Source organism: Pseudomonas sp. E102 (genome assembly GCF_052660185.1).
Genome location: NZ_CP084025.1, coordinates 4,502,724 through 4,516,709, shown reverse-complemented (window position 1 = coordinate 4,516,709; position 13,986 = coordinate 4,502,724). Strand labels below are relative to the sequence as shown.

14 protein-coding genes are annotated in these 13,986 nt (G+C 60.7%); 3 read left to right on the top strand and 11 right to left on the bottom strand.

The window, feature by feature from the left end; translation table 11 throughout:
* Positions 1 to 34 precede the first annotated feature (34 nt).
* Positions 35 to 310 (top strand): polyhydroxyalkanoic acid system family protein, encoded by a 276-nt coding sequence (locus DOCECA_RS20405; protein ID WP_420767028.1) that lies wholly within the window; start codon positions 35 to 37, stop codon positions 308 to 310.
* 91 nt (positions 311 to 401) lie between these two features.
* On the opposite strand, the gene DOCECA_RS20400 is transcribed toward DOCECA_RS20405, so the two are convergent.
* Positions 402 to 1,226, bottom strand: a complete 825-nt coding sequence (locus tag DOCECA_RS20400; protein ID WP_434611621.1) for an IS3 family transposase — start codon at positions 1,224 to 1,226, stop codon at positions 402 to 404.
* Positions 1,227 to 1,234: 8 nt separating this feature from the next.
* The gene (locus DOCECA_RS20395) at positions 1,235 to 1,537 is read right to left on the bottom strand and encodes a transposase (RefSeq protein ID WP_014717988.1); all 303 of its coding nucleotides are present in this window, start codon (positions 1,535 to 1,537) and stop codon (positions 1,235 to 1,237) included.
* Between the two features lie 277 nt (positions 1,538 to 1,814).
* On the opposite strand from DOCECA_RS20395, the gene DOCECA_RS20390 reads away from it, so the two are divergent.
* Both DOCECA_RS20390 and DOCECA_RS20385 read left to right on the top strand, forming a co-directional pair.
* Positions 1,815 to 2,237 (top strand): phasin family protein, encoded by a 423-nt coding sequence (locus tag DOCECA_RS20390; protein ID WP_420767029.1) that lies wholly within the window; start codon positions 1,815 to 1,817, stop codon positions 2,235 to 2,237.
* Positions 2,238 to 2,247: 10 nt separating this feature from the next.
* On the top strand, positions 2,248 to 3,165 hold the full coding sequence (locus tag DOCECA_RS20385) for a phasin family protein (RefSeq protein ID WP_420767097.1): 918 nt from the start codon (positions 2,248 to 2,250) through the stop codon (positions 3,163 to 3,165).
* Between the two features lie 192 nt (positions 3,166 to 3,357).
* On the opposite strand, the gene DOCECA_RS20380 is transcribed toward DOCECA_RS20385, so the two are convergent.
* The 9 genes from DOCECA_RS20380 to argS all read right to left on the bottom strand — a co-directional run bounded on the left by DOCECA_RS20380 (position 3,358) and on the right by argS (position 13,829).
* A complete protein-coding gene (locus DOCECA_RS20380) occupies positions 3,358 to 3,978 on the bottom strand; it encodes a TetR/AcrR family transcriptional regulator (RefSeq protein WP_445570991.1) in 621 nt (206 codons plus the stop codon).
* A 57-nt stretch (positions 3,979 to 4,035) separates the two neighbouring features.
* Positions 4,036 to 5,718 (bottom strand): class II poly(R)-hydroxyalkanoic acid synthase, encoded by a 1,683-nt coding sequence (gene phaC, locus DOCECA_RS20375; protein WP_420767031.1) that lies wholly within the window; start codon positions 5,716 to 5,718, stop codon positions 4,036 to 4,038.
* Positions 5,719 to 5,829: 111 nt separating this feature from the next.
* Complete coding sequence (gene phaZ, locus DOCECA_RS20370) at positions 5,830 to 6,687, bottom strand: poly(3-hydroxyalkanoate) depolymerase (RefSeq protein WP_039592414.1); 858 nt, start codon at positions 6,685 to 6,687, stop codon at positions 5,830 to 5,832.
* A gap of 93 nt (positions 6,688 to 6,780) precedes the next feature.
* Positions 6,781 to 8,460 (bottom strand): class II poly(R)-hydroxyalkanoic acid synthase, encoded by a 1,680-nt coding sequence (phaC, locus tag DOCECA_RS20365; RefSeq protein ID WP_434649210.1) that lies wholly within the window; start codon positions 8,458 to 8,460, stop codon positions 6,781 to 6,783.
* A gap of 278 nt (positions 8,461 to 8,738) precedes the next feature.
* The gene (locus DOCECA_RS20360) at positions 8,739 to 9,116 is read right to left on the bottom strand and encodes a gamma-butyrobetaine hydroxylase-like domain-containing protein (protein WP_420767033.1); all 378 of its coding nucleotides are present in this window, start codon (positions 9,114 to 9,116) and stop codon (positions 8,739 to 8,741) included.
* A 167-nt stretch (positions 9,117 to 9,283) separates the two neighbouring features.
* Positions 9,284 to 10,621, bottom strand: coding sequence for an ATP-dependent protease ATPase subunit HslU (gene hslU, locus DOCECA_RS20355; RefSeq protein WP_039592417.1), 1,338 nt, complete (start codon positions 10,619 to 10,621; stop codon positions 9,284 to 9,286).
* 43 nt (positions 10,622 to 10,664) lie between these two features.
* Positions 10,665 to 11,195: an ATP-dependent protease subunit HslV gene (hslV, locus tag DOCECA_RS20350; RefSeq protein WP_007968352.1), complete on the bottom strand. Its 531-nt coding sequence runs from the start codon at positions 11,193 to 11,195 to the stop codon at positions 10,665 to 10,667.
* A 191-nt stretch (positions 11,196 to 11,386) separates the two neighbouring features.
* On the bottom strand, positions 11,387 to 12,091 hold the full coding sequence (locus DOCECA_RS20345; RefSeq protein ID WP_420767034.1) for an SPOR domain-containing protein: 705 nt from the start codon (positions 12,089 to 12,091) through the stop codon (positions 11,387 to 11,389).
* Position 12,092: 1 nt separating this feature from the next.
* Entirely contained in the window at positions 12,093 to 13,829 is a 1,737-nt protein-coding gene (gene argS, locus DOCECA_RS20340; RefSeq protein WP_420767035.1) for an arginine--tRNA ligase, read from the bottom strand.
* Positions 13,830 to 13,986: the final 157 nt, after the last annotated feature.

Below are 13,986 nucleotides of genomic sequence, written 5' to 3'. Positions count from 1 at the left end.
TTCAGGCAAGTCTCGATCAAGCAGGAGTTATCAGATGGCCCGTATAACGGTTGAACGTGAACATGGCTTGGGCAAGGAAGCGGCCCGTGAAAAGGCTGAGAAGTTGGCGCAGAAACTGTCCGACAGCTATGGCCTGGAGCCCACGTGGGAAGGCGACACGCTGAAGCTCAAGCGCTCCGGGGTCAAGGGCGAAGTGCATGTAGGCGAGGATTCGATTCGCGTCGATGTGGAGTTGGGCATGTTGATGTCGGCCATGAGCGGCACGATCAAGGGGGAAATCGAAAAGGCGCTGGATAAGGCGTTGGCTTGATTGATTGGAAACGCGCAAAACTTAAGTTGAGCAAAATCTCCTGTGGGAGCGAGCCTGAACTGGTCAAGTAATCTTGGACACCGATTAAGGTTCACGCCGCCAACCTTTCCTTCGCGACCGGCGACCGGTAGTCGTTGTAGCTGTGAGGCCTGCTGATGTTGTAGCGCGAGACATAGCGCTGCACGTCTGCCCGGGCCTCATGTTCCAGTTTGTAGCCCGTTTCAGGAACCCACTCTGATTTCAAACTACCAAAGAAACGCTCCATGGGGGCGTTGTCCCAGCACTCGCCTTTACGGCTCATACTTTGCCTAAACCCGTGTTTCACAAGCTCGTTTCGGAATTTATGACTGGTGTACTGACAACCTTGGTCTGAATGAAACAACACATCCTGGGGGTGGCCGCGTAGCTCAACCGCCATGCGTAGCGCTTCGCAGGTCAGGTTGGCATCAGAAATCATCGAGAACGACCAACCCACGATCCTCCGAGCGTACAGATCCAGAACGGCGGCGAAGTACATCCACCGCTTGCCGACCTTGATGTAAGTCACGTCGCCACACCACACCTGGTTAACCGCCGTTACATCAAATTTTCGCTTGAGCACGTGCGGCGCCACCAATGCCTCAACGCCCGGCGACTTGTACTTATGGCGCCTGCGCTGACGACTAGCGATGCCAGCTTCGCGCATCAAACTGCGAGCCATATAACGTCCGATACGATGCCCTTTGGCTTTTAGCTCCTTGGACAAAGTACGTGCGCCGGCCGACTCTCTGGACGCCCTGTGGTGCCTGACCAGCGCGGCTTTGAGCTTGTCCCGTTCAGGATTTGCTCTGCCTTGGCGCTGGCGCCAGGCGTAGAAACTACTGCGGTTGATCCCAAACGCCCGGCAACACCTTTTAACGCCGTATTGCTCGTCCAGCTCATCGATCAGCGTGAATGATCTTTGGCGTCCAAAAGCAGGAGAGCACTGGCCTTTTTTAGGATTTCAATGTCCAGGTCTTTCTCCCTGAGTAGGGCTTTGAGCCTCTGGATTTCTCGCTGATCAGCGGTAATCGCCTTGGCCCCTACCGGGGTCGAACCCAGGCGTTCTTTTTGCACTTGATCGACCCAGCGGCGCAGAGCAGTGGGGCCGATATCTAGGCTGGCACAGACCTCGGTAACCGGCTGGCCTTCATCCAGCACCATGCTGGCAGCCTTGAGCTTGAACTCACTCGAATAAGATTTACGCATATCCAAACACCTCAGATTTGGGCGCTATCATAGCGCCCGATTGAAGTGTCCAAAATCATTAGGCCAGTTCAGCCTGCTCGCGAAAGCGGTGTGCCATTCAATACTGATGTCGCTGATACCCTGCATTCGCGAGCAGGCTCGCTCCCACATTGGAAATCAGATGTCTCGGGATTTGTGTCGGTTGTTAGGGTGCCGTTTCTAATTATTGCCACTACTTTGTGCCTGAGCCCGTCCGTGTGCGGGCAGTTCCTCAAACCTTTTTCGAGTGAGGTGCACCATGGCCAAAGTTATCCTGAAGAAAAAAACGGACGTTGAATCTTCCACGCTGAGCGACGTGAAAACGTATGCGCGCAAGATCTGGCTAGCGGGCCTGGGCGCCTATACAAAGGTCGGCCAGGAAGGCAGCGAGTACTTCCAGGAGTTGGTAAAGGCTGGCGAAGTAGTTGAAACCAAAGGCAAAAAGAAGATTGCCGGGAAACTTGAAGCGGCCAATAGCGAACTGATCGAAGCCAAGTCCGAGGTCAATACGTTCAAGGCCAGGGTCGAAGTTCAACTCGACAAAGTCGAGAAAGTATTCGACGCGCGTGTTGCAAGTGCCTTGAATCGTATCGGCATTCCGTCTAAACATGACGTTGAGGCACTCTCTGCTAAGCTCGATGAGCTGACGGCATTGCTCGAACGTGTCGCGCGTAAACATTAAGGAGAACGGGATGGCTGGCAAAAAAATCACCGAAAAAGAAGGCAGCTCGTGGGCCGGGAAGATTGAAAAGTACTCCCGCAAAATCTGGCTTGCTGGTTTAGGCGTGTACTCGAAGATCGACACTGACGGCAGCAAACTCTTCGAGTCCCTGGTAAAGGACGGCGAGAAAGCCGAAAAACTCACCAAGACGGCAGTCGGCAAGCAAGTCGACGCAGCCAAGGACTCTGCCGAGTCCGCCAAGTCGCGCATCAGCGGCGCGAAGGACCGTGCGTTGGGCACATGGGGTGAGCTGGAAGGGGCTTTTGACAAGCGCCTGAACAGCGCGATCTCCCGTCTGGGCGTGCCCAGCCGCAATGAAGTCAAGGAACTGCACAACAAGGTCGACACCCTGACCAGGCAGATCGAAAAACTCACCGGGGCCAAGGTTACACCGGTTGCGACCAAGGCTACGGCAACCAAGACGGCGGCGGCCAAGCCTGCGGCGAAGGCGGCGGCCAAGCCACTGGTCAAGGCGGCGGCCAAGCCTGTGGCAAAAGTGGCGGCCAAGCCTGCGGCCAAAACCGCAGCGGCCAAACCAGCTGCGAAGGCAGCGGCCAAGCCGGTAGCAACCAAGGCTGCGGCTAAACCCGCAGCTAAACCGGCGGCGAAAACCGCCGCAGCCAAACCGGCTACCGCCAAACCGGCAGCCAAGCCAGCGGCAAAAGCGGCGGCCAAACCTGCGGCCAAGGCAGCAGCGAAACCCGCAGCGGCCAAGAAGCCGGCCGTGAAGAAACCGGCTGCACCAAAAGCGGCTGCACCGAAGGCGCCAACCGCCGCCGCCAAACCGGCAACAGCTCCGGTGAGCACGGCGAACTCCGCCTCGGCTCCAACCCCGGTGGCCACGCCAACATCTACGCCGACTCCATCGACGCCTCCCACCCAGTCCTGATCTACAGAGCTGAAAAAAATACGCCCGGCCTGTAATGGCCGGGTTTTTTTTGCGCCATAGAACCCTACTGTGGGAACGAGCTTGCTCGCGATGGCGGTGTGCCGGTACACATTGTCGTTGAATGTGCCGCAGCCATCGCGAGCAGGCTCGCTCCCACAATGGGTATGCCACTGCCACTGCCACTGCCGTTCGTTATTCGTGCTCTTCCAGATACCGCAACGCCATTTGCTCGGTGGCGACCTTGATCGCCGGCGGCAGGTGTGGCGCCACCAGCATCATGACCTGATAGACCACCAGGCGAACGTCGCCTTCGCGATCCAGGATCCGCTGATAGTCCAGGGAAAACAGCAGGGTCATGGTGACCTGTTCCACCAGTTGCCCCAACGCCTGGGTGTCGCTGACCAACAACCCCTGGGCCTTGAGTTGCGCCAGCAATGAGGCCAGGGTTCGCTTCAGCGCGTTGAGCAACTGGCGAATACCCTTGGCCAGCTTCGGCAGGCGCCCGGCCAGGTTCGACAGGTCCTGGAACAAGAACCGGTACTGAGCGAGGCGTTCAACGATCAGGTGCAGGAACAGCCAATAGTCCTCCGGTGCCAGCTGTGCATCGGCAGGTGGGTCCAACAGTGGCGCCAGCTCGGCCCGGAATCGCTCGAACAATCCGAATATCAGCGGTTCCTTGCCGTGGAAGTGGTAATAGAGGTTGCCGGGGCTGATGCCCATTTCGTTGGCGACTTCCATGGTGGAAACGTTCGGCTCGCCCTTTTCGTTGAATAACTGCAGGGCACATTCAAGGATACGGTCGCGGGTCTTCATCCGGTCTTCTTTATGGTGAGTCGTGCCACGGTCCGCGATGCGGCCGTGGTGAGGCCTTCAGCGCACCCGTACATAGTTTCCGGGCGCGGCTTCCAGAGGCGGATATTTGCTGTTGCCCAGCGCCATGACCGTTTCGCGCTGTTCGCCGGAGCGTTCCTGGATCCAGCCCAGCCACTGGGGCCACCAACTCCCCTCGACGTGCTTGGCGTCGTAGTACCAAGCCCTGGGGTCGCTGCTCAGCTTCGGGTTCTCGATGTAGTTGGCCTTGGGGTTGCCCGGCGGGTTGAGAATGCTCTGCACGTGACCGCTGTTGGACAGCACGAAACGGCGGTCGCCCCCCAGCAGCAGCGTCGAGCGGTACACCGCGTCCCATGGGGTGATGTGGTCGTTGATGCCCGCCACGCTGAAGCTGTCCACCGTGACTTTTTGCAAATCGATCGGCGTGCCGCACACCTCCAGCGCGCCCGGGCGGGTCAGCGGGTTGTGCTTGAAAAAGTCCAGCAGATCGCCGTGGTACGCCGCCGGAAGCCGAGTGCAGTCGTTGTTCCAGTACAGGATGTCGAACGCCGGCGGCTCCTTGCCCAGCAAGTAGTTATTGACGAAATAACTCCATATCAGGTCGTTGGGGCGCATCCAGGCGAATACGCGGGCCATGTCGCGCCCGTCGAGAATGCCTCGCTGGTAGGAGCGACGCTTGGCGGCTTCGAGAGTCTGTTCGTCGATGAACAACGTTGCCGGGCTTTCCATCTCGCTGTCCAGCAGGCTGACCAGGTACGTCGCACTGGCGACCCGGCGCAGCTGGCGCTTGGCCTGCAAATGGCCTTGCAGGGCGGCGATGGTCATGCCGCCGGCGCAGGCGCCCAACAGGTTGACTTCCCGTGCGCCGGTGATCGCCCGGCAGACGTTCATGGCTTCTTGCGTCGCCTCGACATAGCTGGACAGGCCCCATTCACGATGGCGAACGTCGGGGTTGCGCCAACTGATGATGAAGACCTGCAAGCCGTTTTTCAGGGCGTATTGGACGAGGCTATTTGAGGGGCTGAGGTCGAAGATGTAGAACTTGTTGATCTGCGGCGGCACGATCAGCACTGGCGTGGCGAATTGCTTTTCGCTCATCGGTTTGTACTGGATCAGTTCCAGCAGCTCGTTGCGAAACACCACCGCACCGGGTGTGGTTGCCAGGGTCTTGCCGACTTCGAAAGCCTGGGGCGTGACCTGCCGGGGCAGCCCATCGTTGTGCAGCAGGTCGTCCACCAGGTGGCTGATGCCACGAATCAGGCTGGTGCCGCCGGAGTTGAACAGTTCCTTGATCGCCAGCGGATTGAGCAACGTATTGGAGGGCGACACCGCGTCGTTGAGCAGGGAGAAGGTGAAATGGGCACGGGCGCGATCGTCCTCGCTCATGTCGCTTTCGTCGATCCAGCTCCTGACCTGCTTTTGCCAGCTCAGGTAGGCTTGCAGGCTACGACGATAGAATGGATTGAGCTGCCAGGTGGGGTCGGCGAAGCGCTTGTCGTTGGGGTTGGTGGGGTGCAGCGTTTCGCCCAGCAGCACGCGCCCCAGTTGACTGCCCAGCCGCAACGCATGCCGGGCGCTGTGCACCGGATTGCGCAAGCCATGAGCGGCGACGTTGCGCAAGGTAGAAAGCAGGTCCCTGCCGCGCAGGCCGGTGACCGCGCTTTGTGCATTGATGAAACTGGCAGGGGCGGGCATGGAACCCTTCGCCGGTTTGTCGCGCATGAGTCAACTCCTTCGTCATCAGGCTAAAAACAAACACACCGAACCAGACAACATAGACGCTGTTTCGGGTAGTTGCGTGATCCGGCGTCCTGCCAGGCGCAATGGGCGGTGTCAGCCGCCACCCAGCGGTGCGGGATGTGGGTGCATGACCGCGCGCTGACGTTCTTCCTCCAGGAATTTCATGATGATTGGTGCCACGGCCTCGGCCCGGGTGATCAGGAACAGATGGCCGTCATCGATGATGTGCAACTGAGAATTGGGAATGCGCCAGGCCAGCATGCGCATGTTGATCAGGGGAATCAGCGGGTCGTCGTCTCCGGCCAGGATCAGCGTTGGCTGGTGGATCTTGTGCAGCCAGTGGATGCTGGTCCAGCCAAGGCCCGCGAAAAGCTGCCAGTAATAACCGAGCTTGCCGGCCGAACGCACCTTGGCCGCGTGACGGGCCGCCAGGCTTGGGTCGCGGCGGAACGAGCCGCCGTAGATCAGTGGAGCGATGCGCATGACATGTGACGGCTGCACGTAGCGCCGGGGGCTGGCCATCATCCACAGCACCTTCGGCTTGCCGGGCACCATGACCGCGCCGGCGGCCGTGGCGGCGAGCACCAGCTTCTTGCAGCGCTCCGGATAGTCGTGGGCGAACTGCTGCGCCAGGGCGCCGCCCCAGGACACGCCGATCACGTTCACCTGCCCGTAGTCCAGGTAATCGAGCATCCGCGCGGTGAGCTTGGCCAGGCCGGGAAAGCGATACGGCCGGCTCGGTGTAGACGAACCGCCGACCCCGGGCACATCGAAGGCGATCACTTCCAGGTCCGGGTCCAGGGCCTCGATGAATGGGAAGACCAGCTCCAGGTTGGCGCCGATGCCGTTGAAAATCAGCAGCGGGGTCAAATGGGGCTTGCCGGGACGTACCGCGGTGCGCAAGGTCTGGCCATCCAGGTCGACGGTACGGAAGATGTACGGTTGCGGCATGCTTCAAGCCCTGGGGTTAAAAAAGCAGAATGGCAGCTTCAAGCTTCAAGCTTCAAGCTTCAAGTTAAGGCGCTTGTAGCTTGAAGCTCACAGCTATCTTTCATGCACGTAAGTGCCCGGCGCCGCCTCACCGGCCACGTAGGTCTTGTTGCCCAGCACCGAGGGCGCTTTCTTTAGCTTGCCCGAGCGCTCGGCCTGCCAGGCTTGCCAGTGCAGCCACCAGGAGTCGGTGTGTTTGGTGGAGTTTTCCATCCAGTCCTCTGCCTTGGCCGGCATGTCCTCGCTGGTCATGTAGCGCGACTTGGGGTTGCCCGGCGGGTTGAGGATGCTCTGGATGTGGCCGCTGCTCGACAACACGAAATCAACCTTGCCTCCAAACAGCTGCGCCGACTTGTAGCAGGACTTCCACGGCGTGATGTGGTCGTTGGTGCCGGCCAGGGAAAAGATGTCGGCAGTGACCTGCTTGAGGTCGATCGGCGTGCCGCATACTTCCAGTGCATTGGGGCGGGTCAGCGGGTTGTTCTTGAACATCTCGATGAGGTCGCCATGGAACGCCGCCGGCAGTCGCGTGGTGTCGTTGTTCCAGAAGAGAATGTCGAACACCGGTGGTTCGTTGCCCAGCAGGTAGTTGTTGACCCAATAATTCCAGATCAGGTCGTTGGGACGCATCCAGGCGAAGACCTTGGCCATGTCGCGGCCTTCCAGTACGCCGGCCTGGTAGGAATGGCGCTTGGCCGCTTCCAGGGTCTGCTCGTCGACGAACAGGGCCACGTCGGTGTCCAGGGTCGTGTCCAGCACACTCACCAGCAGCGTCAGGGCATTGACCTTCTTCTCGCCGAGCGCGGCGTAATGGCCCAGCAGCGCGGTGCAGGTGATGCCGCCCGAGCAGGCGCCCAGCATGTTGACGTCCTTGCTGCCGGTGATGGCCGTGACAACGTCCACCGCTTCCTTGAGCGCTTCGATATAAGTCGACAGGCCCCACTCGCGCTGCGCCTTGGTGGGGTTGCGCCAACTGATGATGAATGTCTGCACGTTGCTGCGCAGGCAGAAGCGCGCCAGGCTCTTATCCGGGCTCAGGTCGAATACATAGAACTTGTTGATTTGCGGCGGGACCACCAGCAGCGGCCGCTCATGCACCTGCTCGGTGATGGGGCGGTACTGGATCAGCTCCAGCACATCGTTGCGAAACACCACGGCGCCTTCCGTCACGCCCAGGCTCTTGCCGACTTCGAAGGCGCCCATGTCGACCTGGCTTGGCATACCGCCGTTGTGTACCAAGTCTTTTGCCAGGTGGGACAAACCGTCGAGCAGGCTCTTGCCGCCGGTTTCGAAGAAGCGCTTGACCGCCGCGGGGTTGGCCGCCGAGTTGGTCGGGGCCATCGCCTCGGTCATCAGGTTGATCACGAAATGCCCGCGGCTGATGTCCTGGGGCGAGAGGCTGCTGTCGTCGATCCAGGCGTGCAGCTCCTTGCGCCACGCCAGGTAGGTTTGCAGGTAGCGTTTGTAGAGCGGGTTCTGTCTCCAGGCCGGATCGGCGAAACGACGGTCGTCGCTGGTGGGCTGCAACTCGGACTTGCCGAACAGGACCTTCCTCAGCTCAGCGCCGAAATGGGCCACATGCTTGACGCTGTGAAGGGGTTGTCTGATGGTCTGGGTCAGCACCATCCGGGCAGAGGCCAGCAGGTCCTTCCTGCGCAAGCCGACGACGGGATTCAAGCCCAGGGTGTTTTCCGAGGCTTGGTATTTCAACTCATCGTTGTTCTTGTTGCTCATCTACGACGCTCCATTGTCCTTCAGACGAGTACCGGGGCCGTGCCGTGAAGCCGCAAGGCCAATACCAGGTACGCTGCTCGGGGTGACCATTAATTCCGCATCGAGGGCAATGAGGAAACGTGTGCCAGGAACTCGCCGGTTCCTTTGCAGGGAACTTGCCAGCTCCATTGGTTACCCGAGTTTAATTTTTTTCGCAAGCAGGCCAGTCATTGACGATGCTGCGCAGGCATTCAAGCAGATGAGTCTAGAAAATTCGCCCTAAAGCGCCAGCCCGTGAGCTAGAGCATCAGCTTGACGACGGACTCGTTCGGATCGCGGGTTTTTCCGGCGGCCTTGAGCTCGGCGAGATAATCGTTCCACAGGACTTCCTGGCGCACTGCCAACTGATACAGGTAGTCCCAGGTGAACAATCCGCTGTCATGGCCGTCGTCGAAGGTCAATTTCAGTGCGTACTGGCCGGCCGGTTCAACCTTGGTCAGGCCGACGCCGAGCTTGCCGTATTGCAGGATGGGCTTGCCGTGGCCCTGGACCTCGGCGGAGGGCGAGTGCACCCGCAGGAATTCCGCTGGCAGGTGGTATTCCTCGTCTGGCGCGTACTTGAGCGTCAGGGTCTTGGAGGCTTTGTGCAGGTTGATGGCGGTGGGGAGTTTGGTCATGGCCTATGATCCGTCTCTGAAGGACGCGTTGATCTGCAAAACGACGCGGTTCATGTGGGAGCGAGCTTGCTCGCGATAGCGGTTTGACAGTCAATACATGGATTGAATGTTGTGCCGCCATCGCGAGCAAGCTCGCTCCCACAGGTCCGGGGAAACCTGTCGGTGGCTTACAGGATATAGCGCGACAGGTCTTCGTTCTGCGCCAACTCACCCAGGTGGCTGTTGACGTACTCGGCGTCGATGCGGATCGGCGCTTCGTTGTGGGCGCTGGCCAGGTCGCCGGCGCTGAACGAGACTTCCTCGAGCAGACGCTCAAGCAGCGTGTGCAGGCGGCGGGCACCGATGTTCTCGGTCTTTTCGTTGACCTGCCAAGCGATCTGCGCCAGGCGCTTGATGCCTTCGGGCGCGAACTCGATGTTCAGGCCTTCGGTCTTGAGCAACGCGCAGTATTGCTCGGTCAGCGACGCATGGGGCTCGCTCAGGATGCGTTCGAAATCTTCCGGCGACAGCGCCTTGAGTTCAACACGAATCGGCAAGCGGCCCTGCAACTCAGGAACCAGGTCGCTCGGCTTGCTCAGGTGGAACGCGCCGGAAGCGATGAACAGGATGTGGTCGGTCTTGACCATGCCCAGCTTGGTATTGACCGTGCAGCCTTCGATCAGCGGCAGCAGGTCGCGTTGCACGCCTTCGCGGGATACATCGGCGCCGCCGACATTGCCGCGCTTGGCGACCTTGTCGATCTCGTCGATGAACACGATGCCATGCTGCTCGACCGCTTCCAGGGCCTTGGCCTTCAACTCTTCTTCGTTGACCAGGCGGCTGGCCTCTTCATCGCGCACCAGCTTCAGCGCTTCCTTGACCTTGAGCTTGCGGCTTTTCTTCTTGCCCTTGCCCATGTTGGCGAACAGGCTCTGCAGCTGGTTGGTCATCTCTTCCATGCCCGGCGGCGCGGAGATGTCGACACCGGCCATCTCGGCCACTTCGATCTCGATCTCCTTGTCGTCCAGCTGGCCTTCGCGCAGGCGCTTGCGGAACAGTTGGCGGGTGTTGGAATCCTGGGTCGCGGCGGAGTCGGCGTTAAAGCCCATGCGCGCAGGCGGCAGAAGCGCATCGAGGATGCGTTCTTCGGCGGCGTCTTCGGCGCGATGGCGAACCTTGGTGATTTCCTGCTCACGCAGCAGCTTGATAGCGGCATCGGCCAGGTCGCGAATGATCGACTCGACGTCGCGGCCCACGTAGCCCACCTCGGTGAACTTGGTGGCCTCGACCTTGATGAATGGCGCATTGGCGAGCTTGGCCAGGCGACGGGCGATCTCGGTCTTGCCGACACCGGTCGGGCCGATCATCAGGATGTTCTTGGGTGTTACTTCGACGCGCAGTTCTTCAGGCAACTGCATCCGGCGCCAGCGGTTGCGCAGGGCAATGGCGACGGCGCGCTTGGCATCGTCCTGGCCGATGATATGGCGATTGAGTTCGTGGACGATTTCGCGGGGAGTCATGGACATAATAATTGGCGGTCCTCAAGCGGAAGTCTGGGCCTGGATGGGCTCACTCCGCGAGGTCCTGCTCCTCAATGGTCTGGGTGTGGTTGGTGAAGACACAGATGTCGCCGGCAATGCCAAGGGCTGTCTCAACGATTTCCCGGGCCGACAGGTCGGTTTTTTTCAACAGGGCGCTGGCGGCGGCCTGGGCGTAGGCGCCACCGGAACCCATGGCGATCAAGCCGTCTTCAGGCTCAACGACGTCACCGTTGCCGGTGATGATCAGCGAGGCATCCTTGTTTGCGACCGCGAGCATCGCTTCGAGGCGGCTCAGGGAGCGGTCGGTACGCCATTCCTTCGCCAGCTCGACGGCGGCGCGGATCAGGTGGCCCTGGTGTTTTTCAAGCTGGCCTTCAAAACGTTCGAACAGGGTGAAGGCATCGGCGGTGGCCCCGGCGAAACCGGCGATGACCTGGCCGTGGTACAGGCGGCGGACTTTCTTCGCGTTGCCTTTCATCACGGTGTTGCCCAGTGAAACCTGGCCGTCGCCGCCCATGACGACTTTGCCGTGACGGCGGACTGAAACGATGGTGGTCAAGGGAAGAGTCTCCACGCAGCGGGGCGAAAATGCCCGGATGGAACTCATATGGGGGTGGCGTGGGGTTTTTCAACTGCAAGGGTGCGGAGGGGATGAGTGGTCCCTCGCTGTTTTTGGCAGAGGACTTCTTTGTGGCGAGGGAGCTTGCTCCCTCGCCACAAAAGCCCCCCGGTCACAGGGTGCAGCGAAAATCAGCGGCTCTGGCGTTGTTGTAACAACAGGTTGCTGAAGCCGCTGCCGGCCAGTTGTTTCTGGGCCTTGGTCAGCTCTTCCCGATTGCTGAACGGGCCAACCAGTACCCGGTACCAGGTTTCGTCCTTCACCGTGCCGGATTCCACCGACACCGACTGGCCCAGCAAAATGATCTGTGCCCGGACCTTGTCGGCATCGGCTTCCTTGCGGAACGAGCCGGCTTGCAAGAAGAACTTCGTCACTGGCGCAGCCTTTTGTACGGGCGGCGCGGGTGGCGGCGTGATGCCGGCCAGGGCCGCCTGGGCGCGGGCGGTGTCGATCTTGGCGGCTTCGGCCGGGGTCACCGGTGTGGCCGGCACCTGAGGCACTTGTGGTGTCGGCAGGGTTTTCTCCGGCACGGCATCGGGCGGCACGATGACTTCCGATTCCGGCAGCAGGGTATAGAAGTCGTACTTCGGCTTCACCGGTTGCGTCGGGCTCGGCGGGGTCTTGTTGGCCTCGGCGATCCGCGTGGCTTTCTGCTGCTCTTGCCGCACGCGCTTGACGTCATCGCCCTGGCCCGGCTCCAGCTTCATCAGAAAGACAATGAAAGCGCCGACGGTCAGGCCGATGGCCATCCACAACCAGCCCGGAATCGGCTTTTTGGCCGGGGGCTGGTAACGACTGGCGCCGCGTTTGGGTGCAGGTTTTTTCTTGGCGGCCAACTTACATGCGCTCCAGGGTTTCCAGGCCCAGCAGTTCCAGGCCTTGCTTGAGCGTACGTCCGGTCAGCGCGGCGAGGCGCAAGCGGCTCTGCATTTGTGCCGGGGTGTCGGCGCTGAGGATCGGGCAGTTCTCATAGAAGCTGGAGAACAGGCCAGCGACGTCGTACAGGTAGGCACACAAAGTATGCGGTGTACCTTTGTCGGCGACGTTGTTCAGCACCTCGCCGAACTGGGCCAGCCTGGCCGCGAGTTCCTGCTCGTGGGCGGCCTCGAGGACAATCTGACCCTCCACTTCGTCGAAGCGTTTGCCGAGCTTGCGGAACACCCCCGCCACGCGGGTGTAGGCGTACAACAGGTACGGCGCGGTGTTGCCTTCGAAGTTGAGCATCAGGTCGAAGTTGAAGCTGTAGTCGCTGGTGCGGTGTTTCGACAGGTCGGCGTACTTCACCGCGTCGATGCCGACGACCTTGGCAATGTTGCGCAGTTCGTCTTCGGCCAGGTCCGGGTTCTTGCCCTTGACCAAGGTGTAAGCGCGGTCCTGGGCTTCGGTCAGCAGGTCGATCAATTTTACGGTGCCGCCGTCGCGGGTCTTGAATGGGCGGCCGTCGGCGCCGTTCATGGTGCCGAAGCCCATGTGCTCCATTTCCATCGGGTGGGTCACGAAGCCAGCCAGGCGCGCCACTTCGAACACTTGCTGGAAGTGCAGGGCTTGGCGCTGGTCGACGAAATACAACACCCGATCGGCCTTGAGCACGCCGTTGCGGTAGCGTACGGCCGCCAGGTCGGTGGTGGCATAGAGGTAGCCGCCGTCGGCTTTGACGATGATCACCGGCAGGGGCTCGCCATCGGCGGTCTTGAACTGCTCCAGGAACACGCACTGGGCGCCGTTGCTTTCCACCAGCATGCCCTTGGCGCGAAGGTCGTTGACCACGTTGACCAAGTCATCGTTGTAGGCGCTCTCGCCCATCACGTCGGCCATGGTCAGCTTGACGTTCAGCAGCTCGTAGATTTTCTGGCAGTGGGACAGGGAGATGTCCTTGAACTTGGTCCACAGCGCCAGGCACTCGGCATCGCCGGCCTGCAGCTTGACCACCAGGCCACGGGCGCGGTCGGCGAATTCGGGCGATTCGTCGAAGCGTTGCTTGGCGGCGCGGTAGAAGTTTTCCAGGTCCGACAGCTCGTCGCTGGTGATGGGGTTTTCCTGCAGATAGGCCATCAGCATGCCGAACTGCGTGCCCCAGTCGCCGACGTGGTTCTGGCGGATCACGGTGTCGCCGAGAAACTCCAGCACGCGCGCTACGCCGTCGCCAATGATGGTCGAGCGCAGGTGGCCGACGTGCATTTCCTTGGCGAGGTTAGGGGCCGAGAGGTCGACTACGGTGCGCTGCAATGGCCCGGCCTTGCGTACGCCAAGGCGCGCGTCGGCCAGGGCCGCGTCGAGACGCGAGGCCAGGGCCTGGGTGTTCTGGAAGAAATTGATGAAGCCTGGGCCGGCGATATCGGCCTTGCTGACGTTCTCGTCGGCCGGCAGCGCTGCGATGATCTTTTCCGCCAGGTCGCGAGGCTTCATGCCGGCCGGCTTGGCGAGCATCATCGCGATGTTGCTGGCGAAGTCGCCGTGGGTCTTGTCGCGGGTGTTCTCGACCTGAATCGCCGGCGACAGGCCTTCTGGCAGCACACCTTCAGTGACGAGTTGAGTGATGGCTTGCTGGATGAGCTGGCGAATGGTGTCTTTCATGGTCTTCTCTTTCAACCGCAGGCGCGGCGGCGCTTCGATGCGCTGGTGGAAAAACTGGGCATTATCCGTGGCGCGGGCGAGCTTGCCAACTGTAGCGGGTTGGTTGGGGATGTGTGGTGGTTGTTCGGACGCCTTCGCGAGCCGGCTCGCTCCCACA

What these genes read in the sequence shown, in the direction of transcription:
- DOCECA_RS20405 (WP_420767028.1), top strand. Translation starts at nt 35, where the DNA reads ATGGCCCGTATAACGGTTGAACGTGAACATGGCTTGGGCAAGGAAGCG.
- DOCECA_RS20395 (WP_014717988.1), bottom strand. Translation starts at nt 1,537, where the DNA reads ATGCGTAAATCTTATTCGAGTGAGTTCAAGCTCAAGGCTGCCAGCATG.
- DOCECA_RS20390 (WP_420767029.1), top strand. Translation starts at nt 1,815, where the DNA reads ATGGCCAAAGTTATCCTGAAGAAAAAAACGGACGTTGAATCTTCCACG.
- DOCECA_RS20385 (WP_420767097.1), top strand. Translation starts at nt 2,248, where the DNA reads ATGGCTGGCAAAAAAATCACCGAAAAAGAAGGCAGCTCGTGGGCCGGG.
- DOCECA_RS20380 (WP_445570991.1), bottom strand. Translation starts at nt 3,978, where the DNA reads ATGAAGACCCGCGACCGTATCCTTGAATGTGCCCTGCAGTTATTCAAC.
- phaC (WP_420767031.1), bottom strand. Translation starts at nt 5,718, where the DNA reads ATGCGCGACAAACCGGCGAAGGGTTCCATGCCCGCCCCTGCCAGTTTC.
- phaZ (WP_039592414.1), bottom strand. Translation starts at nt 6,687, where the DNA reads ATGCCGCAACCGTACATCTTCCGTACCGTCGACCTGGATGGCCAGACC.
- phaC (WP_434649210.1), bottom strand. Translation starts at nt 8,460, where the DNA reads ATGAGCAACAAGAACAACGATGAGTTGAAATACCAAGCCTCGGAAAAC.
- DOCECA_RS20360 (WP_420767033.1), bottom strand. Translation starts at nt 9,116, where the DNA reads ATGACCAAACTCCCCACCGCCATCAACCTGCACAAAGCCTCCAAGACC.
- hslU (WP_039592417.1), bottom strand. Translation starts at nt 10,621, where the DNA reads ATGTCCATGACTCCCCGCGAAATCGTCCACGAACTCAATCGCCATATC.
- argS (WP_420767035.1), bottom strand. Translation starts at nt 13,829, where the DNA reads ATGAAAGACACCATTCGCCAGCTCATCCAGCAAGCCATCACTCAACTC.